Source organism: Streptomyces sp. NBC_00080 (assembly GCF_045041255.1).
GTDB lineage: Bacteria > Actinomycetota > Actinomycetes > Streptomycetales > Streptomycetaceae > Streptomyces > Streptomyces coriariae.
Genome location: NZ_CP108235.1, coordinates 2105971 through 2128053 on the forward strand (window position 1 = coordinate 2105971; position 22083 = coordinate 2128053).

Below are 22083 nucleotides of genomic sequence, written 5' to 3' on the forward strand. Positions count from 1 at the left end.
GGGGTCCCGGGTCGTGCGGGGCGGTGCGGCGGTCATGCGGTGTCCTGGGTCGTGCGGGGTGGTACGGCGCTCACGCCGTGTCCTGGGTACGGCGGGCCGCCTCGGTGAACCGTTCGAAGCGCTCGTAGCGCTCCACGCGGCGGCGCTTGGCGCGCCGGAAGCGGCGGGCGACCAGACGGGCCAGGTCGGCCGCGCCGACCATACCGGCCTCGGGGCCCAGCTGGGCGCGGACGATACGGGCCTCGGGCCGGTAGCCGCGGCCGGTGAGCTGACGCTTGAACGCGTCCCGCGCGGGGCTGATCAGCAGGTCGTCGGCGGCCGAGACGCCACCGCCGATCACGAAGCAGGACGGGTCGAGGGCGGCGGCCAGGTTGGCGATGCCGACGCCGAGCCACTGGCCGATGTCCTGGAGCAGCTCGATGCACATGGCGTCGCCCTCGCGGGCCAGCTCGGTGATCATCGGGCCGGTGATGTCTCCGATGTTGCCCTTGACGTGCTCGATGATCCCGTACGCCACCGGGGAGTCGGCGGCGGCCAGTTCGCGGGCCTCCCTGACCAGCGCGTTGCCCGAGCTGTACTGCTCCCAGCAGCCGCGGTTGCCGCACGGGCAGCGGTGGCCGCCGGGCACGACCTGCATATGGCCGAACTCGCCGGCGACGCCGTACTTGCCGCGCTTGACCTGGCCGTCCTCCAGGATCGCGCCGCCGATGCCGGTACCGAGCGTGATCATGACGAGGTGGTCCTCGCCACGGCCCGCGCCGAAGCGCCACTCCGCCCAGGCGGCGGTGTTGGCGTCGTTGTCCACCAGGACGGGAACCGCGAGACGGCCGGAGAGACGGTCGCGCAGCGGCTCGTTGCGCCACGACAGGTGGGGCGCGAACAGGACGCGGTTGCGGTCCGCGTCGACCCACCCCGCCGCGCCGACGCCGACCGCGTGCACGTCGTGGCGGTCGGACAGGTCCAGGACCAGCTCGACGATCGTGTCCTCGACGACCTTCGGGCTCTTGGACTTGTCCGGAGTCTCCGCGCGGATCTTCTCCAGGATGTTGCCGTCGGCGTCGACCACCCCCGCCATCACCTTGGTGCCGCCGATGTCGATGCCGACCGTCGGCACACGGGGCGCGGTGAGGTGCGATCGGCGCTCCCTCGTGCCCACGGTGCGGAGTGCGGGCGCGCGGCGGGAGCCGATGGGGGCGGTGAAGTTGCCGTAGGTGCTCATCGCCGCCGATTCTGCCTCACCCTCCCGCCGGGTGCCGAGCCGGGCGGCGGCGGGGGCGGGCGCCCTCTGCCGTGCCCGGGGGCGCCGTGGCCGGTCGCAGCGGGTACGGCCGGGCGTCGGCGCCGCCCCGGGTTCCCCGGCAGCCTCTCGTGCGGACCATGCCGTGGACGCGGGGTCCGGCAGGAGCCCGCGTCGCCCTGCAGAGGCACGCGACGGTCCCCGCTCACCGGCGCCGAACGGTCCCGCCGCCGCCCTGCGATCCGATCCGCACGACAGGGCTAGGCCCGGCGCAGTTCGTGGCGGAGGTCGTCCAGGTCGTTGCCACCCGCCATCTGGCGCGTCAGCTCCTCCAGGGTGATCCCGTCACGTGGGTGAGCACCCACCATGGCGCCCCGCCGCAGCAGGACGAACCTGTCCCCCACCAGGTACGCGTGATGCGGGTTGTGGGTGATCAGCACGACGCCCAGACCCGCGTCCCGGGCCGCCGCCACATACTTGAGGACCACGCCGGACTGCTTGACGCCCAGCGCCGCCGTCGGCTCGTCCAGGACGAGGACCTTCGCGCCGAAGTACACGGCCCTCGCGATCGCCACGCACTGGCGTTCGCCGCCCGAGAGGGTGCCGATCGGCTGGTCGACGTCGCGCAGGTCGATGCCCATCCGCAGCAGTTCCTCGCGGGTGGTCCTGCGCATGAGGTCGACGTCCAGGCGCCTGAAGGGGCCGGCGCCCTTGCGCGGCTCGGAGCCCAGGAAGAAGTTGCGCCACACCGGCATCAGCGGGACCACGGCCAGGTCCTGGTAGACCGTCGCGATCCCGCGGTCGAGCGCCTCGCGCGGGGAGGACAGGACGGTCTCCTCGCCGTCGAGACGCAGCACCCCCGCGTCGTGCCGGTGGAGTCCCGCGACGATCTTGATCAGGGTCGACTTGCCCGCGCCGTTGTCGCCCAGGACGCAGGTGATCTCGCCGGCGTGGACCTCCAGGGAGACCCCTTCGAGGGCACGGACGTTGCCGTACCGCTTGCCGACGCCGGACAGCTCGACGAGTGCCGTGCGCACCGCGGTCTCCTTCGCTTCGTGCGCCGACGTCACTTCGAGGCCTCCGCGCGCTTGCGGACCCAGGCGTTGAGCAGGGTCGCGAGGAGCAGCATCGCTCCGAGGAAGAACGTGAACCAGTCCGGGTTCCACTCGGCGAAGACGATGCCCTTGCTCGTCATGCCGAAGAGGAACGCGCCGACCGCCGAGCCGACGGCGCTGCCGTATCCGCCGGTGATCAGACAGCCGCCGATGACGGCGGCGATGATGTAGATCAGCTCGTTGCCGACGCCCTCGCCGGACTGGACGACGTCGTACGAGAAGAGCAGGTGCTGACCCGAGATCCAGGCTCCCAGGGCGACGCCCATGTAGAGGCCGACGGTGGTCCGGGTCACCGGGACGCCGACCGCGCGGGCGGCTTCCTTGTTGCCGCCCACCGCGAAGATCCAGTTGCCGGCGCGGGTGCGCAGGAGGATCCAGGAGGCGACCGCGACCAGGGCGATCCACCACAGGACGGTGACCTTGAAGCCGACGCCGCCGATCGTGAGGGTGGAGGCGAAGACGTCCCGGGCGGACCGGAAGCCCTCCATGTCCGCGATGGTCTTCGTCGACACCGTGCCGTCGATCAGCTTGGTGAAGCCGAGGTTGACGCCGGTCAGCATCAGGAAGGTGCCCAGCGTGATGATGAAGCTGGGCAGCTTCGTACGGGTGAGCAGGAGGCCGTTGAAGGCGCCGACGGCGAGGGTGACCAGCAGGGACACGCCGACGCCCACCCAGACGTTCGCCGTCGCCTGGTAGCTGAAGATCGACGAGATGAGCGCCGAGGACGTGACCATGACCCCGGCCGACAGGTCGAACTCGCCGCCGATCATCAGCAGCGCGACCGGGACGGCCATGATGCCGATCGTCGAGGACGCGTACAGGACCGTGCTGAGGCTGCCGACACGCAGGAAGCTGTCGGCGGCCAGCGCGAAGAAGACGAAGACCGCGATCGCGCCCACGACGGAGCCCAGTTCCGGGCGGCCCGGCAGCCGGCGCAGGGAAGACGACTGGAGAAACCTTTCGTCAGCCGTCTTGCGCGTGTTCGGACCCGCCGGACTCTCCGGAACCGCGTCCTCGGTCGCCGTGTCCGTCACCGCGCTCATCGGGTGCCCCGCTCGGTGTACTCCGCCAGCGCCGCCGCCTGGTCCTTGGTGATGATCTGCGGGCCGGTGAGGACCGGCTTGCCGCCGCCGAGGACGTCGCTGTTGTACTTGTACAGCCACAGCAGGTCGACGGCCTGGTAGCCCTGGAGGTACGGCTGCTGGTCTACGGCGAAGCCGAGCGTGCCGTTACGCAGACCCGCGGCCACCTTGGCGTTGAGGTCGAAGGTGTCGATCTCCGCCGTGCTGCCGGCGCCCCGCCCGGCCTGCACGGCGGTGTCGGCGTACGGGGCACCGAGGGTGACGACCGCGTCGACCGAGGTGTCGGCCTGGAGCCTGGCCTCGATCGCGGACTGCACGTCGGGCATGTTGGTGCCGTTGACGTAGAGGTTCTCGACCTTGCCGGCGAAGGTCTTCGCCACGCCGGCGCAGCGCTGCTCGTGGCCGACGTTGCCCTGCTCGTGCAGGACGCAGATCGCGTTCCTGCGGCCCCGGCGGTTCAGCTCCTCGCCGACGGCCTCGCCGGCGATCGTCTCGTCCTGGCCGATGTGGGCGAGCGCGCCGAACGCCTTGGACTCGGCCGACCCCGAGTTCACCGTGATCACCGGGATGCCGGCCTTCTCGGCGCGGGCCACGGCCGCCTTCATCGCGTCCGGCTTGGCGAGCGTGACGATGATCGCATCGACCTTCTTGGCCACCGCCGCGTCGACGAGCTGGGCCTGCTGCTGGGCCTCGTCGTCGTGGGAGTACACGAAGTTGATGTTGTCCTTGTCGGCCGCCTGCTCAGCGCCGCTCTGGACGATGTCCCAGAAGGTGTCCCCGTCACCCGAGTGGGTGATCATGGCGAAAGTCCAGCGGGGCGTGTCCACCGCGGCCCCACCGTGGGCAGCCGCCGCCTTGCGGGCGTCCTCCGCGCGTTTGCCGCCGGTCGCGCTGCACCCTGCCAGGGACACGGTGAGTGCCCCCGCCAAAGCGATCCCTGCCCAGGTCCGAAACCGTGCCACGAGGCGGTGCCCTTCTTGCCGTGTTCTGCAGAACGCCCGCATCCGGTGACCCCTCACCGGACACAAACGCCCCATTATCGAACACAGGGACCACGCACCTGGGGGCCGGGCACCGCCCATCACTCACCTTGTCCGGACATCCGGTCACATTGTCTGGACAATGCGACCAAGGCGGGCCGATCACACCGACGGATCTCAGGGGCGGACGAGCAGCTGGAACTCGAAGGAGTAGCGGGTCGGACGGTAGATGTGGTCGCCGAACTCCACCGCCCGGCCGGTGTCGTCGAAGGTCGTGCGCTGCATCGTCAGCAGGGGGGCACCTTCCTCCTCGGCGAGCCGCTCGGCCTCGGAGGTGGTGGCGGCGCGGGCGCCGATGGACTGGCGGGCGCTGTGCAGGGTGATCCCGGCGGCCCGCATCAGCCGGTACAGACCGGTGGCCTGGAGCTGCCCGGTGTCCAGGTCGAGCAGGCCGGAGGGCAGATGGTTGCACAGGTACGCCATCGGCTCCCCGTGCGCCAGGCGCAGCCTCTCCACCCGGTGCACATCGCTGCCCTCGGCCACCGCGAGCGCGGCCGCGACCTCGGCGGATGCCGGGACCATGGTGTTGACCAGCACCGTCGTCGCCGGACGCTGCCCGGCGGCCTCCAGGTCGTCGTAGAGGCTGCTCAGCTCCAGCGGACGCTTGACCTGGCTGTGCACGACCTGCGTCCCGACGCCTCTGCGACGGACCAGCAGGCCCTTGTCGACGAGCGACTGGATCGCCTGGCGGACGGTCGGCCGGGACAGGCCGAGCCGGGCGGCGAGCTCGATCTCGTTGCCCAGCAGGCTGCCGGGGGTCAGCGATCCGTGCTCGATCGCGGCCTCCAGCTGCTGGGCGAGCTGGAAGTACAAAGGCACCGGAGAACTTCGGTCCACACGTAGTTCTAGCTGCACGGTCGGGTCCACTTCTGGTTTCGGCACGGCCCGAGCGTAGCTCCGCGACCGGTTGACGGGAAGTTGTGTAGTTCGGTTGTCCGGACATACGCATTGACAGCGCCCGGCCTGCAACGCACCTTTGTCTCATGCGCATCGGGGTCATCGGGACGGGCCGCATAGGCACCATTCATGCGAACACACTCAGCCGTCACCGCGAGGTCGGATCCCTGATCCTGACGGACGCGGACCACGCGCGGGCCCAGGAGCTCGCGCATCGGCTGGGCGAGACGGCCGCCCCAGGGGTGGACGAGATCTTCCGCTGGGGCGTGGACGCCGTGGTGATCACGACGGCCACATCGGCCCACGCCGAACTGATCGGTCGGGCAGCACGCTCCGGGCTACCGGTCTTCTGCGAGAAGCCGATCGCCCTGGACCTGGCGGGCACGTTGGCGGCGATCGCCGAGGTCGAGAGCGCCGGAACGATCCTTCACATGGGCTTCCAGCGCCGCTTCGACGCGGGGTACACCGGGGCCCGGGAGGCGGTGCTCTCGGGGCGGCTCGGGCGGCTGCACACCGTACGGGCGCTGACGTCCGACCAGTCGGCGCCGCCGGCCGCCTGGCTGCCGGTGTCCGGCGGGATCTACCGGGACGCGCTCCTGCACGACTTCGACTGCCTGCGGTGGGTGACCGGCCGCGAGGTGACGGAGGTGTACGCCGCCGGCTCCGACGCCGGGCCCGCGATGTTCCGCGAGGCGGGGGACGTGGACACGGCGGCCGCGGTCCTCACCCTCGACGACGGCACCCTCGCGACGGCGACGGCTACGCGGTTGAACGGGGCGGGCTACGACGTCCGCATGGAACTGGCCGGAGAGCTCGACCAGATCGTCGTGGGTCTGGACGACCGCACCCCGATCGCGTCCACCGAACCCACCGGCCCACCGGCCGCGGACAAACCGTGGACCGGGTTCCTGGAGCGGTTCGAGCCCGCCTACGCGGCGGAGCTGAACGCCTTCGTGGACGTGGTGCGGGGCGAGCGGGCCAACCCCTGCGACGGCCGTGAGGCACTGGAGGCCCTCCGGATAGCCGAGGCCTGCGAGGTGTCCCGGCGAGACCGCCGCGCGGTGTGGCTCTCGGAGATCCCGGCGACCTCCGGGACGGGCTGAGCGGGGCCGGCCTCGGGGACGCCGGGCCCGGCCGGCCGGTGGGGTGCCGCGGCCGCCGTGCTACCAGCGCACCGGCAGGCTGCGCATCCCGCGCATCAGGGGGCCGGGCAGCCAGTCGCCGGGCGGGCCGTCGAGAGCCAGGGCGGGGGTGCGGTCGAGCAGGGACCGGATCGCCGTGCGGGCCTCCAGGCGGGCCAGCGGGGCGCCCAGGCAGTAGTGGATGCCGTGTCCGAAGGCCAGGTGGCCCCGGCTGTCCCGGCGGATGTCGAAGCCGTCGGGGGCCGGATAGCGCCCCGGGTCGCGGTCGGCCGCGGTCAGGCCGACCATCACCGCCTCGCCCTGCGCGACGGAGATGCCGGCGATCTCCAGCGGTTCGGCGGCGAACCGGTACGTGGCGTTCTCCACCGGCCCCTCGTAGCGCAGGGCCTCCTCCACGGCGCCGTCGAGGAGGGTCATGTCGGCGCGCAGGGCGGCCAGCTGGCCGGGGTGGGTGAGCAGGGCGTGGACGGCGTTGGTGATCAGGTTGACGGTGGTCTCGTGTCCGGCGATGAGCAGGACGAACGCCATGCCGCGCAGTTCGCCGGGCGAGAGCCGGTCGCCGTCCTGCGCGGTGGTGCGGATCAGGTCGTCCAGCAGGTCGCCGCTCGGCCCGGCGCACCGCTTGTCCTCGATCAGCTCGGTGAGATACGTGCCCAGCCGTACGAACGCGTCGTACTCGGTCTCCGCGCTGGTGGGCGCGACGGCCTCGCCCGACAGCTCGCGGAAGGCCGCGCGGTCCGCCTCGGGGACCCCGAGGAGCTCGCAGATGACCGTCAGGGGCAGGGGGTAGGCGAGCGACTCGACGAGGTCGGCGCGGCCGTGCGGCAGCATCGCGTCGAGCAGGCCGTCGGTGATCTGCCGGATCCTCGGCCGCAGTTGCTCCACGCGGCGCACGGTGAAGGCGCGGGAGACCAGCGCGCGCAGGCGCGTGTGCCGCGGCGGGTCCGCGGTCAGCAGGTGCTTGCCGATCAGCTGCTCGTCGAGGAACGTGACGCCGATCCGTTCGGAGTCCTTGACCAGCCGGGGGTCGGCGAGCGCCGCGCGCGCCTCCTCGTGCCCCACGACGAGCCAGGTCACATGGTGCGCGTCGGGCACGGGCAGCCGCACCCGGTGCACCGGGCCGCGCTCGCGCAGTCGCGCGTACACCGGATGCGGGTTCCTCCGGAAGCCGTCGCCGAACTCCCCCAGGTCGATCACCTCGGTCATGACCCTCCCCCTCCGTCATGACGGCAACGATCCGTCATGACGGCAACGAGCGGGACGCGCGTCCGGTGCCCACCGCGCCGACTTCCTCGCGGTCCGTCACCCGGGCCCGTCCGCTCCCTCTTCAAGGAGCCCCGCGTCATAGGCCAGCAGGGCGATCTGCACCCTGTTGTCGAGGCCGAGCTTGGCCAGGACCCGGGAGACGTGGGCCTTGACGGTGGCGACGCTCATGAACAGCTCCGCGGCGACGTCCGCGTTGGACAGTCCCCGGCCGACCGCGACGGCCACCTCGCGTTCGCGCTCGCCGAGGGCCGCGAGACGTACGCGCGCGTGCGTACGCCGGGTGTCGGCCGTGGTACCGGCCGCGTGGTCCATCAACTGCCGGGTGACCGTGGGCGACAGGACGGGGTCACCGGCCGCCACCCGGCGCACGGCGTCGAGGATCTCGGCGGGCGGGGTGTCCTTGAGGACGAACCCGGCGGCGCCCGCGCGCAGCGCACGCAGCACCTGTTCGTCGGCGTGGAAGGTGGTGAGCACCACGACCTGCGGGGCGTCCTCGCGTCCGCGCAGCCGTTCCGTGGCGGTGAGTCCGTCCACGGACGGCATCCGGATGTCCATCAGGACCACGTCGGGGCGGGTGCGCTCCACGAGCCCCTCGACCTCGCTCCCGTCGGCGGCCTCACCGACGATCTCGATGTCGTCGGCGCCTCCCATCATGAAAGCCAGACCGGCCCGCACGAGGGGATCGTCGTCGACGAGGAGGAGTCTGATCGCAGTCATGGACCTCACGTAATCACGGTTGCGGGCGGGCGGGTTCACGGTTCGCGACGAACGGATCGGACGGGGCGGTCACGCCCGGCCCCCGTCAGGGCGTCGCCCGCCACGGCAGCCACGCCCGCACCTCGAAACCCCCCTCCCCCCACGTCCCGTGCACCAGTCGCCCCCCGGCCAGGGTGGCCCGTTCGGTCAGACCGATCAGGCCCTGGCCGGAGCCGGGAACGGGCGGTACCTCGCCCACGGGGGCCGGGTTGCGCACGCTCACGTCGAGGCCCTCGCCGGGGCCCCCGGTCACGGTGACCGCGACCTCCGCGCCCGGGGCGTGCTTGCGGGCGTTGGTCAGACACTCCTGGGCGATGCGGTACGCGGTGCGGCCGACGGAGGCGGGAACTGCTCCGGCGTCGGTGACGCGTTGGTCGAGGGTGACCTTCATGCCGGCCTCCCGGGACTCGGCGGCCAGGGTGTCCAGGGCGGCCAGCGTCGGCTGGGGACGGCCGGCGTCATCCGGTTCGGCGGCCCGCAGAACGCCGATGATCTCCCGCAGGTCCTGGAGGGCCTCGTGGGCGCTCTCGCGGATGACGCCGGCCGCCCGCGCGATCTCCTCGCGGGGCGCGTCCGGGCGGAACTCCAGCCCGCCCGCGTGCACGCTGAGCAGGGTCAGCCGGTGCGCGAGCACGTCGTGCATCTCCCGGGCGATGGCCTCACGGGCCAGCCGCTGCGCCTGCTCGGCGCGCAGCCGGGCCTCCGTCTCGGCGCGCCGGGCGCGGTCGCGCAGGCTCAGCATCAGCTGCCGCCGGGACCGGACGAACATGCCCCAGCCGATGGCCGTGACGGTGAACAGCACGCTCCACGCCACCGAGGGCCCGTACGCCAGGGTGGGGTCCGGGCGGGCCCAGGCCAACAGCGGGATCAGGGCCACCTGGGCGCCGCCCACCCAGGCCACGTACCGGAACGGCCGGTGCACGGCGAGGGTGAAGAGGGCGACCGTGCAGGCGCCGGCCGAGGTGGTCGCCAGGAAGCCGAGGGGGACCATCACGACCGCCAGGCCGAGGGGCCACCGGCGGCGCAGCCAGACCGCCGCGCAAGCGAGGGCGCCCAGAAGCTGGTCGGCCGCGGCGACGACCTCGGGGAGGTCCCGTTCGCCGGGGAAGGAGTCCGCGACCGTCAGTCCCACGGCCACGGCCACGAGAAAGCAGAGGAAGTCGACGATCCAGTCGCGCGCGGTGCGCCGGTGCGGCCGGCCCGGTTGCCCGGCGTCCGGGGCGAGTTCCGCGACCACGGCCGACGGCAGCAGCCAGCGGCGTCCCGTGAACCCGGGTGCCGCCGGTGCCGTGCTGTCGTCCGCCCTCATGGTCGACAAATCTACGCAGCGCGGGACCGCGACACCTCCCCGTGGACGGGTATCCCCTACCGAAGGCGGGGAAGGACCGACTCACGTCGCGGTGCCGCCTACTTTCGGCGCGGCCGGACCGCCGGTCCGCAGCCTTCCGTCGCACAGGTCCCGCCCGTCGGCCGATGGCCCGCGCGGGCTCCGCGGGGCGAGAGTCACGAGCATGAAGGAACTGCTGGGACTCCTCGGATTTCTCGCCCTGGTGCAGGGCGTCCTGGGCCTGCTGCACGAGTTCACCCGCCGGCATGTGGGCCTCGTGCAGCGCCTCGGCTTCCTCGACGGCTCCGAGGTGTACGCGAGCGTCGCGCTGATCGTGCCGGCGTTCGCCCTGTTCGCCGCCGCGGGGAGCCGGAAACCGGGCTGAGCGCAGGGGGCCGGACTCCGGTTAACGCCGTGAAAACTTCTCGGACCCGAAGGCGAATTCCCGCGTCTTGTCATTGACATGACACTGTCTACGCGCGTCATCATGAGGTCATGAGATTCCCCCCACGGATCACTCGTACCGTCACGTCGGCGGCTGTCCTGTCCGCCCTCCTCGTCGGCGGCGCCGTCTCCGCCACCACGGCCCACGCCGCCGTCGGCAGCGTCTGCTACACGAAGCTGCCCTCCCAGGCGTTCGACACGCTCGACCTGATCGACGCGGGCGGGCCGTTCCCGTACTCGCAGGACGGAGCGGTCTTCCAGAACCGGGAAGGCGTCCTGCCCAGCCAGACGTCCGGCTACTACCACGAGTACACGGTGAAGACCCCGGGCTCCTCGACGCGCGGCGCGCGCCGCATCGTGACCGGGAAGAAGTCCGCCGAGGACTACTACACCGCGGACCACTACGTCACTTTCAACCTGATCAACTACGGCTGCTGACCGACACCGTCCGTCCGCCCGATCCACAGACCCTCGCCCCGCGGACCCCCCACGTCTCCAGGCCGCGGGGCGAGGCACGTCCGGACGGAGCCGCCCGGCGCGGTGAGCAGGCCGGTGTGCCGGAACCGTTCCTCGGACCGCACCGCCACCACCCCACCGGCACCCGCGACTCGTCGGCTCAGCCCGCGTTGGTCGAGAACAGTCCGCCGGTCGGCCCCTGCTTGTCGCCGCCCTGGGCCTTCCTCAGGGCGTTGGCGAGACTCTCGATGGTCAGGGACTGGAGGATGACGCGGCCGCTGCCCTCCAGGGTGGCCAGGGACAGGCCCTCGCCGCCGAACACCGCGTTCATGACCCCCTGGCGGTTGAGACCGCCGACCCGCTGGACGCCGTACCGGATGCCCTCCTCGAAGGCGACCACGCAGCCGGTGTCGACCTCGATACGGCCCCCGAAGTCGGCGGGGTCGAGGTCGATGAAGTTGCCGGCCCCCGCGATGATCACCGTGCCGCGTCCGGTGAACTTCTCCAGGACGAAGCCCTCGCCGCCCTTCATCCCCGTGCGGCCGCCCTGGAAGGCGATGCCGAACCCGACGGTGGACTCGGCGGCCACGAACGCGTCCTTCTCGGCGAACCACGCGCGCGTGCCGTCCAGCTCCAGGGCGCGCATCTCACCGGGGAGCACGCCCGCGAAGCCGACCGTGCCCTCGCCGCCCTGGGCGGTGAAGTACTGGAACGCCAGCGACTCGCCCGCGAGGGCGCGCTGGCCGACCTGCATGGCCGTGCCCACTGCCTGGCGCAGCATGCCGCCCATGCCACCGCCGGACGCGCCGCCCTGGGGTTGCCCACCGCTGCCGGAGGGGCCGCCGAGGCGGGTCTCCATGGTCACGTCGACCGTCTTGAACAGGAACTTTCCGGCTTCGCAGTACACGGTCTGGCCGGGGGACAGGTTGACGACCGCCATCTGCATGGCGTTGCCGACGATTTCTTGCTGAAGGGTCACACGGGGAGAACGCGGCAGGCGGAGGAAAGAGTTCCGCTCTTGTGCCGAGCGCACGATCCGCGCGCCCGCGCGTCCGGCACCGTCCTGTCGCCCCGGGCGATCTCGACGTCCGTTCGCCGCCAGCGCGCGGGGGCGCAGGCCGCTGGGATGGACCCATGACAACGACCGACAAGACCCTGAACGGCAAGGTGGCCCTCGTGACCGGCGGCAGCCGCGGCATCGGAGCGGCCACCGCACTGCGGCTCGCCCGGGAGGGCGCGGACGTGGCGGTGACCTATGTGAACGGCAAGGAGGCGGCCGAGGACGTCGTGGCGGCCGTGGAGGCGCTGGGACGGCGGGCGGTGGCGCTGCGCGCGGACTCCGCGGACCCCGGGGAGGCGGCCGGGGCGGTGGACCGCACGGCCCGGGCGCTGGGCGGCCTCGACGTGCTGGTGAACAACGCGGGCGTCGGCGTCCTCGGACCGCTGGAGGGGCTCGGCCTCTCCGACGTCGACCGGGTGCTCGCGGTGAACGTGCGCGGGGTGTTCCTGGCCTCGCAGGCGGCCGCCGGGCGGATGGCGGACGGCGGCCGGATCATCACGATCGGCACCTGTATGACCCAGCGGGTGCCCGGCCCCGGCGGGACCCTCTACGCGATGAGCAAGTCGGCCCTGATCGGCCTGACCAAGGCCCTCGCCCGGGAGCTGGGCCCGCGCGGGATCACCGCGAACCTCGTCCACCCCGGCCCGATCGACACGGACATGAATCCGGCGGACGGCCCGTACGCGGCCGGTCAGGCGACGATGACCGCGCTGGGCCGCTTCGGCACGGCGCAGGAGGTGGCCGCGACGGTCGCGCACCTGGCGGGGGCCGCGTACGTCACGGGCGCCGAGTTCGCCGTGGACGGCGGGCACGCGGCCTAGGGATCCGGGTCGGGATCCGCATCGGGATCCTCACCGTGGTCGGGATCCGAACCGTGGTCGGGATCCGCATCGGGGTCGGGGTCGGGCGAGGCTCTCTCGGGAGGGCGGGCCGGCATCGTGCCGCCACCTCCGTGAACACCCTTCTCCCGCCTTGGGTGTCCACGGGGGTGGCTGTCGGTTCAGCCGCCGAGCTCCTGGTGGCGGGCCGTCAGCGCCGCCGTGCCCGCTTCCGTGAGGGAGCCGAACAGGCGCAGGCGGGAGATGCCGCCGTCGGGATAGATGTCCACGCGCGCGTGCGTGCCGACCGCCGAGGACGGCAGGACGAAGCGGTGGTTGGTGTCGGGCTGGAGACGGGTGCGCGGGAGGATCTCCGTCCACTCCCCGCTCTCGCCGTCCTTGACCGACACCGAGGCCCAGCCCGCGCTGTTGCCCTTCAGGTAGGCCGTGTCGATCTCCAGCGCGCGGATCCGCGCCTGGGCCGCCAGGCGGTAGCGGATCCAGTCGTTGCCCCGGTCGCGGCGGCGGCGGGTCTCCCAGCCGTCGTCCATCTTGCGGGAGCGGCCCGGCTGGATGGTGTTGCTCGCCGGCGAGTAGAAGAGGTTGGAGGCGTCCTCGGCGCGGCCGCCGTTCTCCAGCGCGACGACGTCGAAGGTGCCGAGCACCGACAGCCACTCGGGATCCGGCACGACCTCCCCGTGCACCCGCAGGCGGGCGATGCCGCCGTCGGGGTGCTGGTTGACCCGCAGGTGGGTGAAGCGCTGCTCGACGGACACGGAGAATCCGTTCGCCGCGTGGCCGCCGACCGGCGTGCGCGGGACCAGCGTCGTCCACTTCACATGGTCGCCGAGGAGCTCCTCGGCGGACGGCGAGCCCGGCACCGAGGCGCCCTCGACCGACACCGCCTGCGGGTAGTTGCCGCGGAAGTGCGCCGTGTCGACGACGATGCCCCGGATCACCCCGGGCGCGCCGAGGCGGACGAGCGCCCAGTCGTGGTCCTCGGCGGTCGGCCACGGGTGGTCGGCGGAGGCACCGCGGCGGCGGCGAGTCTCCCAGCCGTCCATGACCTTGCCCTTGTGCCCGAAGTGCTCCGGGTCGAACTCGGCGGGTCCGGGCACCAGCAGGTTCTCGCGCTGGGCGAAGAACTCGTCGTTGGCGGCGACGACCGCGGCTCCGAGCTGCCGGTCGGCGAGGTCGACGAACCGGGTGAAGGGGAAGTCGGCGGTGCGGTAGTCCGCGTACGGGTCGCCGCCGCCGTAGGGGTTCGCGTCGCCGGTGAAGCTCTCTATCGCCGTCACGGTGATCAGGTCTGCCTTTCGGGAGTCGGCCGGTGCGGGTGCGGGTGACAGGGGAACGGGCAGGTCGGGCACTCCTTCGGCTCAGGGGGTACGGGTGAGGAGCCGGCCCTTCGGCTCGGTGAACTCGCCGTCCGAGACGATGCGTTCGCCGCGCAGCCAGGTGGATTTCACGACGCCGTACAGCGTCTTCCCGGCGTACGCCGTGACACGGTTGCGGTGCTGGAGCGCCGCCGGGTCGACGGTGAAGGTCTCGTCGGGGGCGAGGACGGCGAAGTCGGCGTCGCGGCCCGCCTCGATCGCGCCCTTGTGGGAGAGGCCCACCAGGGCGGCCGTGCGTGCGGACATCCAGCGGACGACGTCCTCGAGGCCGTGGCCCCTTCGGCGGGCCTCCGTCCATACGGCCGACAGGCTCAGCTGGAGGCCCGAGATACCGCCCCAGGCCGTCGCGAAGTCGTCGGTCTTGAGGTCGGCCGTGGACGGGGAGTGGTCGGTGACCACACAGTCGATCGTGCCGTCCGCCAGGGCCTGCCAGAGCAGATCCCGGTTGGCGGACTCGCGGATGGGCGGGCAGCACTTGAACTCGCTGGCGCCGTCGGGGACTTCCTCGGCGGTCAGGGTCAGGTAGTGCGGACAGGTCTCGGCCGTGACGCGGACGCCCTCCGCCTTGGCGGCGGCGATCAGCGGCAGCGCGTCGCTGGAGGAGAGGTGCAGCACGTGCACGCGCGCGTGCAGGCGCTTGGCCTGCGCGACGAGGTTCGCGACGGCGGTGTCCTCGGCGTCGCGGGGACGGCTGGCCAGGAAGTCGGCGTACCGGGGCCCGCCCCGCTGCGGGGCGGCGTCGAGGTGGTGCGGGTCCTCGGCGTGCACGATCAGCAGGCCGTCGAATCCGGCGATCTCGGTGAGGGAGCGGGCGAGCCGGTCCTGGTCGAGGTGCGGGAACTCGTCCACGCCCGACGGGGAGAGGAACGCCTTGAAGCCGAAGACGCCGGACTCGTGCAGCGGGCGCAGGTCCTTGACGTTGTCGGGCAGGGCACCGCCCCAGAAGCCGACGTCGATGTGCGCCTTGTCGGCGGCGACCTCCCGCTTGACCCGGAGGTGGTCGACCGTGGTGGTCGGCGGGAGGGAGTTGAGGGGCATGTCGACGAGGGTGGTGATGCCGCCGGCCGCCGCCGCTCGGGTGGCGGTCCAGAAGCCTTCCCAGTGGGTGCGACCGGGGTCGTTGACGTGCACATGAGTGTCGACCAGACCGGGCAGCAGGACGTCGTCGCCGAGGTCCTCCAGCCGGGCTCCCTCCGGGACGGGGGCGTCGTACGGCAGTACCGCCGTGATCCGGCCGGCGGCGACCGCGACCGCGGCGGGCCGTGACCCCTCGGGAGTGATGACGCGCGTCGAGCGCAGCACCAGTTCAGCCTCGGACACCCGGGCCCCTCTCTTCCGTTCTCCTCCGGTTACGCCGGAGAAACTTCCACGTAACGGAATTCAACGTTCTGTTGAAGGAGTCTTCCCCTCCCGCCCTCGCGCCGTCAAGGGCCCACTCCCCCAGAGTGCACCGACCCCCGGCACTCTGGACGTTTCCACATAATGGAATTACTATTCCGACCAGCAGAATCTAACTACGCGCAAGCGAGGAGTCAACCGACCGCCGGGTAGGCTTCAGCCCTTCCGCCAGTTTCGAAAGGAACGCGCCGTGCCGACGTCCAGCGCCAGCACCACCGACTCCGCCAGGTCCGCCAGCGGCGGGGTCCAGTCCCTCGAGCGCGCCTTCGATCTCCTCGAGCGGATGGCGGACGCGGGCGGCGAGGTCGGCCTGAGCGAGCTGTCCGCGAGCAGCGGGCTGCCCCTGCCCACCATCCACCGCCTGATGCGCACCCTGGTGGCCTGCGGTTACGTCCGCCAGCAGCCCAACCGCCGCTATGCGCTGGGCCCTCGGCTGATCCGGCTCGGCGAGTCCGCCGCCCGGCTGCTGGGGACCTGGGCCCGCCCCTACCTGGCCCGCCTGGTCGAGGAGACGGGCGAGACGGCCAACATGGCGCTGCTCGACGGCGACGAGATCGTGTATGTGGCGCAGGTGCCGTCCAAGCACTCGATGCGGATGTTCACCGAGGTCGGCCGCCGTGTCCTGCCGCACTCCACGGGGGTGGGCAAGGCGCTGCTCGCGGGCTTCCCGGACGACGAGGTGCGCGCCCTGCTCGCCCGCACCGGCATGCCCGCCGCCACGGACAAGACGATCATCACCCCGGACGGTTTCCTCGCGGCCCTCGCGGACGTGCGGCAGGCCGGTTACGCGGTCGACGACAACGAGCAGGAGATCGGCGTGCGCTGCCTGGCGGTGCCGGTGCCGGACTCCCCCACCCCCGCGGCCATCTCCATCTCCGGCCCGGCCGGGCGCGTCACGGAGTCGGCCACCGAGAAGATCGTGCCGGTACTGCGCCAGGTCGCGGTGGAACTGTCACAGGCGCTGACGAGCCCCGGCCCCGCGGTCCAGGGCGGGCTGTAGCCGCACCGCGTCCGCCGCGTCCGCCGGGGTTCAGCGGCGCGGTGTCTCCCCGAACAGCTCCACGGCGTGGCGCACCTCCGTCAGACTCCGGGCCAGTGCGCTCACCGAGCCGATCGCGCCCGCGATCAGCAGCAAGGAGCGGCGTAACCGGGGGACTTCGGGGACGCCGTGGGTCACCATCGCGGCGAGCGCGGCGAGTTCGTCCTCGGCGATCGCCCGGTCCGGGAACTCGACCGGGTACGTGGCGAGTTCGCGGCGCAGCCGGGACACCGCGGTCCGCAGTTCCGCCACCCTCGGATCCTCGTAGCTGCCGGTCACTGCCCTCTGCCTCAAGCTCCGCAACACAGCTCTCCCCCCACGCGCGCTCCGCTGAGCGCGCGTGCGCGCTCACCCGCCCCGCGGCCCCGCGGTACCGGCACCGGGCACCGGAGGACGCGCGGGTCAGTAAACGCCACCCGACGCGGCGTGCGCCACTGCGCGGACCGAAATTCAGCCGCACGGAACCGCACGGCCGACGCCGCGTCAGGTATGCAGGACGCATGACGCACAACGAAGACCGGGCCGCGGACCAGGTGACCGGCCTGCTCCTCGCGGCGGGCGGCGGCCGCCGGCTCGGCGGACGCCCCAAGGCCCTGCTCGAACACCGGGGACGGCCACTCGTCGAACACGCGGTGGAGGTGCTGCGCGCGGCGGGCTGCGCACGGGTGCATGTGGTGCTCGGAGCCGCCGCCGACACCGTACGGGAGCGGGCACGGCTGGCGGGGTGCGTGATCGTGCCGAACCCGGCGTGGGAGCAGGGCATGGGCACATCACTGCGGGCCGGGCTCGGCTCGCTCGCCGGGACGGGGGCGCGGGCCGCGCTGGTCTCCCTCGTCGATCAGCCCGGCATCGGGCCACAGGCCGTGGCCCGGGTGCTGGCCGCGTACGAGGACGAGTCCTCGCTCGTCTGCGCGGCCTACGACGGCGTGCGCGGCCATCCCGTCCTGTTCGGAGCCGGCCACTGGGCGGACATCGCGGCGACCGCCACCGGCGACCGGGGGGCACGCGCCTACCTGAAGGAGCACGAGGAGGCGATCACGCTCGTCGAGTGCGGGGACGTGGCCCGCCCGTTCGACATCGACACCCCGCAGGATCTCGCGCACCTTGAGTGAGGATCCTGGCACTGAGCGCCACCTTGCCTCGACGCAGAGAATCTCGACATCAACAAATCATTGAAGTTCCACAATGAGGAAACTAGTATCCACTGTTCAGAAGGACCCGGCCCGTCCGGGGCCCCGTCCGCCGTACTCGGTTCGACTGGCACCCGGTGCCACCGCTGAAGGAAGTGACCGCTCATGTCCGCACCAGCGCCGTCCCCGCTGGCCATCGTCGACGCCGAGCCCCTGCCGCGGCAGGAGGAGGTCCTCACCGAGGCGGCACTCGCCTTCGTGGCCGAGCTGCACCGGCGGTTCACCCCGCGCCGCGACGAGCTCCTCGCCCGGCGTGCGCAGCGCCGCGCCGAGATCGCCCGCACCTCCACGCTGGACTTCCTCCCGGAGACCGCGGCGATCCGCGCGGACGACTCCTGGCGGGTCGCCCCCTCCCCCGCGGCCCTGGACGACCGCCGGGTCGAGATCACCGGCCCGACCGACCGCAAGATGACCATCAACGCCCTCAACTCGGGCGCCCGGGTCTGGCTCGCGGACTTCGAGGACGCCTCGGCGCCGACCTGGGAGAACGTCGTCCTCGGTCAGCTCAACCTGGCCGACGCCTACACCCGGAGCATCGACTTCACCGACCCGAGGTCGGGCAAGTCGTACGCCCTGAAGGACGCGGGCGAGCTCGCCACGGTCGTGATGCGTCCGCGCGGCTGGCACCTGAACGAGCGTCACCTCGTCGACGCCGACGGCCGTCAGGTCCCCGGCGCCCTGGTCGACTTCGGCCTCTACTTCTTCCACAACGCCCAGCGCCTGCTCGACCTCGGCAAGGGCCCGTACTTCTACCTGCCGAAGACGGAGTCGCACCTGGAGGCCCGCCTCTGGAACGAGGTGTTCGTCTTCGCGCAGGACCACGTCGGCATCCCGCAGGGCACCGTCCGCGCCACCGTGCTCATCGAGACGATCACGGCCGCGTACGAGATGGACGAGATCCTGTACGAACTCCGCGACCACGCCTCCGGGTTGAACGCCGGCCGCTGGGACTACCTGTTCTCCATCGTCAAGAACTTCCGTGACGGCGGCGCCAAGTTCGTCCTCCCGGACCGCAACGCGGTCACGATGACCGCCCCGTTCATGCGGGCGTACACCGAACTCCTCGTCCGCACCTGCCACAAGCGCGGCGCGCACGCGATCGGCGGCATGGCGGCCTTCATCCCGTCGCGCCGAGACGAGGAGGTCAACAAGGTCGCCTTCGAGAAGGTCAAGGCGGACAAGGACCGTGAGGCGAACGACGGTTTCGACGGGTCGTGGGTGGCCCACCCGGACCTGGTGCCGATCGCCATGGCCTCCTTCGACGCCGTGCTCGGCGACCGGCCGAACCAGAAGGACCGGCTGCGCGAGGACGTCGAGGTCAAGGCGGCCGACCTGATCGCCGTCGACTCGCTGGAGGCACGGCCGACCTACCCGGGCCTGGTCAACGCCGTGCAGGTCGGCATCCGTTACATCGAGGCCTGGCTGCGCGGCCTGGGCGCGGTCGCCATCTTCAACCTGATGGAGGACGCGGCCACCGCCGAGATCTCCCGCTCGCAGATCTGGCAGTGGATCAACGCGGGGGTGGAGTTCGAGCACGACGGAACCACGGTGAAGGCCACGCCCGAGCTGGCCCGCGAGGTCGCCGCCGGGGAACTGGCCGCGATCCGCGCGGAGATCGGCGAGGAGGCCTTCGCGGCCGGCCACTGGCAGCAGGCGCACGACCTGCTGCTGACCGTCGCCCTCGACGACGACTACGCGGACTTCCTCACCCTGCCGGCGTACGAACAGCTCAGGGGCTGAGCACCGGCACCGGCCGGGAGGCTCACCTGTCCGAGTGGCCCAGGGACCGTCCCGGGGCCACTCGGTCACGTACGAGCTTCTTCACCGCGGTCGGCTCCGGGAAGCCCTGTTCGCGGCGGTCCCAGATCACCTCGTCGTCCACCCGGACCACGAACACCCCGCCCCTGCCGGGCTTCAGGGCCAGCTCCGTCAGCTCGGCCTCGAAGGTCGTGAGCAGCTCCTGCGCCAGCCAGGCCGCGCGCGGCAGCCAGCGGCACTGGGTGCAGTACTCGATCTCGACCCGCCCGCTCGCGTCGCTCAGTTCGCTCATCCGAGGTGCACCGACCAATCCTGTTCCGCGGCCGGCTTGCCGTGCAGGTCGGGGACCCGCTTGAGCCAGTCGGGCCGTCCTTGCCGTGTCCTCGCCGCGCGCCGTGCCTCGTCGGCGGCGAGCTCCTCCGGGGCGGGGAAGTCGGTGGGCAGCCAGGCCGCCGAAGCCCGCACACGCGCGTGGAGGTAGCGCACATACGCCTCCCGGACCGCGTCCGGGGTCGTGAACCCCGCCTCGCCGGTCAGCCAGGCGTCCGGTACCTCCGCCACGATCCGGCGCAGCAGCTCCTCGGTCACCCTGGGCGCCAGCTCGGCGTCGGCCGCCCGGGTGTCCGGGGCGCAGCGGCCGAGGGCGTGGTGGCGGAAGTCGTAGCGCTTCTCGGGGTCGGCGCCGTCCCAGCGGTGGTGGAAGACGAGGGCGGCGCCGTGGTCGATGAGCCACAACCGCGGCGGGGCGATGCCGAACGTCGGCCAGACCATCAGGTTGGAGCTGTGGACCGTCCGGTCGACGTTGACGGTCAGGGCGTCCAGCCAGACGATCCTCCCGGCCTCCAGCGGCTCCACCGGGAAGGCCTCGGCGACCTCCGGCGTGAAGTCCTCCGCACCCGGCAGGAAGTCCATCCCGAGATTGAGCCCCGCGCTCGCGGCGTGCAGCTCCCGTACCTCCTGGTGCGGTTCCCGCTCCGCGATCGCCGGGTCGAACCGGACCAGGACCAGTTCGGGAAAGCGCAGCCCGAGGGCGCGGGCCAGCTCGCCCACGATCACCTCGGCGACGAGCGCCTTGCGGCCCTGCGCGGAGCCCGTGAACTTCACGACGTAGGTGCCCAGGTCGTCGGCCTCGACGACGGCGGGCACGGAGCCGCCCGCCCGCAGCGGAGCGAGGTAGCGGGTCGCTGTGACCTCGGTCAACATGACTCTCTCCCTCTGGCCTGAATGAGCATAGTAACCAGGCCCGACAGCCGACGAGTGGGCCCGAGCCGCCGTGCGGAAAGGCCCGCGGGCGGCCTGCGCGGCTGTGGGAGCTCGCCAAGGCCAGTCGAACCCATGTGCGCACGCGAGTGTGTACGGGTCAGGGAATCCGGTGCGAATCCGGAGCTGACGCGCAGCGGTGAGGGCGACGGGCGGGGCAACGGCCACTGGACGGCGTACACGGTCCGGGAAGGCGCCTCGTCCGGGTGACCCCGAGTCCGAAGACCTGCTGGCCACCCCCGCCGCCGGGAGACCTCCGGGGGAGCACCGTACGACCGGGCTTCGCGCCGGTCGTGACGCCGGCGGTCTGTCCGGGTCACGCCAGGACCCTGGACGAGCCCACCAACCACCTCGACATCCAGTCCGGGCCACCGTCACCGCCGACGGCCCCGACGACCGCCCGCACATTCGCTCCCTGGGCGCCGTACCGACTCCCTGACGCGGCATCAGCGCCCGCTGCCCCGATCGCCGTTCGGCCCGCGGCGTTCGGCGTTCCCGAGCCATTCCAGGGCCTGCTCCGGGCCTGCCGCGACCCGGACTCCCGCGGGGAGCGGCGGTCGGCGCACCACGACCACGGGCAGCCCCGCCGCACGGGCGGCGGCCAGTTTCGGGGCGGTGGCCGCTCCCCCGCTGTCCTTGGTCACGACGACGTCGATCCGGTGACGGCGCAGCAGTTCGCGTTCCCCGTCGAACGTGAAGGGCCCGCGGTCGAGCAGCAGCTCCATGCGGGACGGGACCGGCGCCTCGGGCGCGTCGACGGACCGTACGAGGAACCACAGGTCGTCCAGGGCGGCGAAGGCGGCCAGCCCCGTGCGCCCGGTGGTGAGGAACACCCGCCGGCCGAGCGAGGGCAGCGACTCGGCGGCCTCCGCCAGGGAACCTGTCTCGTGCCAGACGTCGCCCGCCACCGGGGCCCAGCCCGGGCGGCGCAGCGCGAGCAGCGGAACACCGGCGTCGGCCGCGGCCTTCGCAGCGTTGAGGCTGATGGTCCCGGCGAAGGGGTGGGTGGCGTCGACGAGCGCGTCGACCCCCTCCTCGTCCAGCCACGCGGCGAGCCCCTCGGCCCCGCCGAAGCCGCCCACGCGCACCTCGCCGGGCGGCAGCCGGGGGGCGGCCACCCGTCCGGCCAGGGAGGTCGTCACGCGGATCCCCGGCACGGCGTCGGCAGCCAGGAGTTCGGCGAGGCGACGGGCCTCGGTGGTCCCGCCCAGGATCAGTACGTGCACGCGGTCCGGTCCCTTCCGAGGAGCAGGGCCCGAGCGGCGCGGCAGGCGATGGTCACGGCGCCCACTGAAGCACACCGGTCCCGGCCCGGCCGGGCCGGCGTCGTGCCCCGGGAGCGCGCCATGCGGCGCGTCGGGCCACCAGGGCATTGACTCGGCCACATTCACTTAGAGTAGC

The 22083-nt window shown here is 72.4% G+C and carries 22 protein-coding genes and 1 riboswitch; of the genes, 7 read left to right on the top strand and 15 right to left on the bottom strand.

Features of this window, described 5'->3' with window-relative positions:
- Positions 1–70: 70 nt before the first annotated feature.
- From OHU34_RS09330 to OHU34_RS09350, 5 genes are all read right to left on the bottom strand, one after another.
- Positions 71–1219: an ROK family glucokinase gene (locus OHU34_RS09330; protein WP_020125495.1), complete on the bottom strand. Its 1149-nt coding sequence runs from the start codon at positions 1217–1219 to the stop codon at positions 71–73.
- Positions 1220–1497: 278 nt separating this feature from the next.
- Positions 1498–2307 (bottom strand): ATP-binding cassette domain-containing protein, encoded by an 810-nt coding sequence (locus OHU34_RS09335; protein WP_372481685.1) that lies wholly within the window; start codon positions 2305–2307, stop codon positions 1498–1500.
- The gene (locus OHU34_RS09340) at positions 2304–3395 is read right to left on the bottom strand and encodes an ABC transporter permease (RefSeq protein ID WP_405765793.1); all 1092 of its coding nucleotides are present in this window, start codon (positions 3393–3395) and stop codon (positions 2304–2306) included. The genes OHU34_RS09335 and OHU34_RS09340 overlap by 4 nt, the downstream gene beginning before the upstream one ends.
- A complete protein-coding gene (locus OHU34_RS09345; protein WP_142266837.1) occupies positions 3392–4396 on the bottom strand; it encodes a sugar ABC transporter substrate-binding protein in 1005 nt (334 codons plus the stop codon). Before OHU34_RS09345 ends, OHU34_RS09340 begins: the two co-directional genes overlap by 4 nt.
- 195 nt (positions 4397–4591) lie before the next feature.
- Positions 4592–5329 carry a GntR family transcriptional regulator gene (locus OHU34_RS09350; RefSeq protein ID WP_200839961.1) on the bottom strand — a complete coding sequence of 246 codons (738 nt, stop codon included), beginning with the start codon at positions 5327–5329 and terminating at the stop codon, positions 4592–4594.
- Positions 5330–5457: 128 nt separating this feature from the next.
- Here OHU34_RS09350 and OHU34_RS09355 point away from each other — a divergent pair, with 128 nt between their 5' ends.
- Positions 5458–6474: a Gfo/Idh/MocA family oxidoreductase gene (locus OHU34_RS09355; protein ID WP_020125493.1), complete on the top strand. Its 1017-nt coding sequence runs from the start codon at positions 5458–5460 to the stop codon at positions 6472–6474.
- Positions 6475–6534: 60 nt separating this feature from the next.
- Here OHU34_RS09355 and OHU34_RS09360 read toward each other — a convergent pair whose 3' ends face one another.
- The 3 genes from OHU34_RS09360 to OHU34_RS09370 all read right to left on the bottom strand — a co-directional run bounded on the left by OHU34_RS09360 (position 6535) and on the right by OHU34_RS09370 (position 9844).
- On the bottom strand, positions 6535–7719 hold the full coding sequence (locus OHU34_RS09360) for a cytochrome P450 (RefSeq protein ID WP_142266836.1): 1185 nt from the start codon (positions 7717–7719) through the stop codon (positions 6535–6537).
- Positions 7720–7815: 96 nt separating this feature from the next.
- Positions 7816–8496, bottom strand: coding sequence for a response regulator transcription factor (locus tag OHU34_RS09365; RefSeq protein WP_142266835.1), 681 nt, complete (start codon positions 8494–8496; stop codon positions 7816–7818).
- 85 nt (positions 8497–8581) lie between these two features.
- Positions 8582–9844, bottom strand: coding sequence for a histidine kinase (locus tag OHU34_RS09370; protein WP_200839850.1), 1263 nt, complete (start codon positions 9842–9844; stop codon positions 8582–8584).
- Positions 9845–10046: 202 nt separating this feature from the next.
- Here OHU34_RS09370 and OHU34_RS09375 point away from each other — a divergent pair, with 202 nt between their 5' ends.
- Entirely contained in the window at positions 10047–10247 is a 201-nt protein-coding gene (locus OHU34_RS09375) for a hypothetical protein (protein ID WP_142266833.1), read from the top strand.
- Between the two features lie 110 nt (positions 10248–10357).
- Positions 10358–10744: a ribonuclease domain-containing protein gene (locus OHU34_RS09380; protein ID WP_142266832.1), complete on the top strand. Its 387-nt coding sequence runs from the start codon at positions 10358–10360 to the stop codon at positions 10742–10744.
- A gap of 178 nt (positions 10745–10922) precedes the next feature.
- Here the strand turns inward: OHU34_RS09380 and OHU34_RS09385 are convergent, their stop codons facing one another.
- On the bottom strand, positions 10923–11741 hold the full coding sequence (locus OHU34_RS09385) for an AIM24 family protein (protein WP_142266831.1): 819 nt from the start codon (positions 11739–11741) through the stop codon (positions 10923–10925).
- Between the two features lie 155 nt (positions 11742–11896).
- Here OHU34_RS09385 and OHU34_RS09390 point away from each other — a divergent pair, with 155 nt between their 5' ends.
- Positions 11897–12643 carry an SDR family oxidoreductase gene (locus tag OHU34_RS09390; protein WP_142266830.1) on the top strand — a complete coding sequence of 249 codons (747 nt, stop codon included), beginning with the start codon at positions 11897–11899 and terminating at the stop codon, positions 12641–12643.
- A gap of 179 nt (positions 12644–12822) precedes the next feature.
- On the opposite strand, the gene alc is transcribed toward OHU34_RS09390, so the two are convergent.
- Positions 12823–13944 (bottom strand): allantoicase, encoded by a 1122-nt coding sequence (alc, locus tag OHU34_RS09395; RefSeq protein WP_142268134.1) that lies wholly within the window; start codon positions 13942–13944, stop codon positions 12823–12825.
- Positions 13945–14019: 75 nt separating this feature from the next.
- Entirely contained in the window at positions 14020–15357 is a 1338-nt protein-coding gene (allB, locus tag OHU34_RS09400) for an allantoinase AllB (protein ID WP_405765801.1), read from the bottom strand.
- Positions 15358–15625: 268 nt separating this feature from the next.
- Between allB and OHU34_RS09405 the strand changes: the two genes are divergently transcribed.
- A complete protein-coding gene (locus OHU34_RS09405; protein ID WP_142266828.1) occupies positions 15626–16435 on the top strand; it encodes an IclR family transcriptional regulator in 810 nt (269 codons plus the stop codon).
- Between the two features lie 30 nt (positions 16436–16465).
- On the opposite strand, the gene OHU34_RS09410 is transcribed toward OHU34_RS09405, so the two are convergent.
- Positions 16466–16780 carry a DUF5955 family protein gene (locus tag OHU34_RS09410; RefSeq protein WP_037733528.1) on the bottom strand — a complete coding sequence of 105 codons (315 nt, stop codon included), beginning with the start codon at positions 16778–16780 and terminating at the stop codon, positions 16466–16468.
- Between the two features lie 194 nt (positions 16781–16974).
- On the opposite strand from OHU34_RS09410, the gene OHU34_RS09415 reads away from it, so the two are divergent.
- Complete coding sequence (locus OHU34_RS09415; RefSeq protein WP_142266827.1) at positions 16975–17586, top strand: NTP transferase domain-containing protein; 612 nt, start codon at positions 16975–16977, stop codon at positions 17584–17586.
- A 183-nt stretch (positions 17587–17769) separates the two neighbouring features.
- Entirely contained in the window at positions 17770–19404 is a 1635-nt protein-coding gene (gene aceB, locus OHU34_RS09420) for a malate synthase A (protein WP_405765804.1), read from the top strand.
- Positions 19405–19426: 22 nt separating this feature from the next.
- Here aceB and OHU34_RS09425 read toward each other — a convergent pair whose 3' ends face one another.
- The 3 genes from OHU34_RS09425 to OHU34_RS09435 all read right to left on the bottom strand — a co-directional run bounded on the left by OHU34_RS09425 (position 19427) and on the right by OHU34_RS09435 (position 21908).
- Positions 19427–19714 (bottom strand): SelT/SelW/SelH family protein, encoded by a 288-nt coding sequence (locus OHU34_RS09425; RefSeq protein ID WP_405765806.1) that lies wholly within the window; start codon positions 19712–19714, stop codon positions 19427–19429.
- Positions 19711–20625, bottom strand: coding sequence for a HipA family kinase (locus OHU34_RS09430; protein WP_142266824.1), 915 nt, complete (start codon positions 20623–20625; stop codon positions 19711–19713). Before OHU34_RS09430 ends, OHU34_RS09425 begins: the two co-directional genes overlap by 4 nt.
- A 159-nt stretch (positions 20626–20784) precedes the next feature.
- Positions 20785–20910: riboswitch (cobalamin riboswitch) on the top strand.
- Positions 20911–21128: 218 nt separating this feature from the next.
- Complete coding sequence (locus tag OHU34_RS09435; protein WP_405765809.1) at positions 21129–21908, bottom strand: cobalt-precorrin-6A reductase; 780 nt, start codon at positions 21906–21908, stop codon at positions 21129–21131.
- Between the last annotated feature and the right edge of the window lie 175 nt (positions 21909–22083).

Coding starts and splice junctions, on each gene's coding strand:
- OHU34_RS09365 (WP_142266835.1), bottom strand. CDS start 8,496: ATGACTGCGATCAGACTCCTCCTCGTCGACGACGATCCCCTCGTGCGG.
- OHU34_RS09390 (WP_142266830.1), top strand. CDS start 11,897: ATGACAACGACCGACAAGACCCTGAACGGCAAGGTGGCCCTCGTGACC.
- aceB (WP_405765804.1), top strand. CDS start 17,770: ATGTCCGCACCAGCGCCGTCCCCGCTGGCCATCGTCGACGCCGAGCCC.
- OHU34_RS09330 (WP_020125495.1), bottom strand. CDS start 1,219: ATGAGCACCTACGGCAACTTCACCGCCCCCATCGGCTCCCGCCGCGCG.
- OHU34_RS09355 (WP_020125493.1), top strand. CDS start 5,458: ATGCGCATCGGGGTCATCGGGACGGGCCGCATAGGCACCATTCATGCG.
- OHU34_RS09380 (WP_142266832.1), top strand. CDS start 10,358: ATGAGATTCCCCCCACGGATCACTCGTACCGTCACGTCGGCGGCTGTC.
- OHU34_RS09425 (WP_405765806.1), bottom strand. CDS start 19,714: ATGAGCGAACTGAGCGACGCGAGCGGGCGGGTCGAGATCGAGTACTGC.
- OHU34_RS09360 (WP_142266836.1), bottom strand. CDS start 7,719: ATGACCGAGGTGATCGACCTGGGGGAGTTCGGCGACGGCTTCCGGAGG.
- OHU34_RS09415 (WP_142266827.1), top strand. CDS start 16,975: ATGACGCACAACGAAGACCGGGCCGCGGACCAGGTGACCGGCCTGCTC.
- OHU34_RS09370 (WP_200839850.1), bottom strand. CDS start 9,844: ATGAGGGCGGACGACAGCACGGCACCGGCGGCACCCGGGTTCACGGGA.
- OHU34_RS09340 (WP_405765793.1), bottom strand. CDS start 3,395: ATGAGCGCGGTGACGGACACGGCGACCGAGGACGCGGTTCCGGAGAGT.
- OHU34_RS09375 (WP_142266833.1), top strand. CDS start 10,047: ATGAAGGAACTGCTGGGACTCCTCGGATTTCTCGCCCTGGTGCAGGGC.
- OHU34_RS09430 (WP_142266824.1), bottom strand. CDS start 20,625: ATGTTGACCGAGGTCACAGCGACCCGCTACCTCGCTCCGCTGCGGGCG.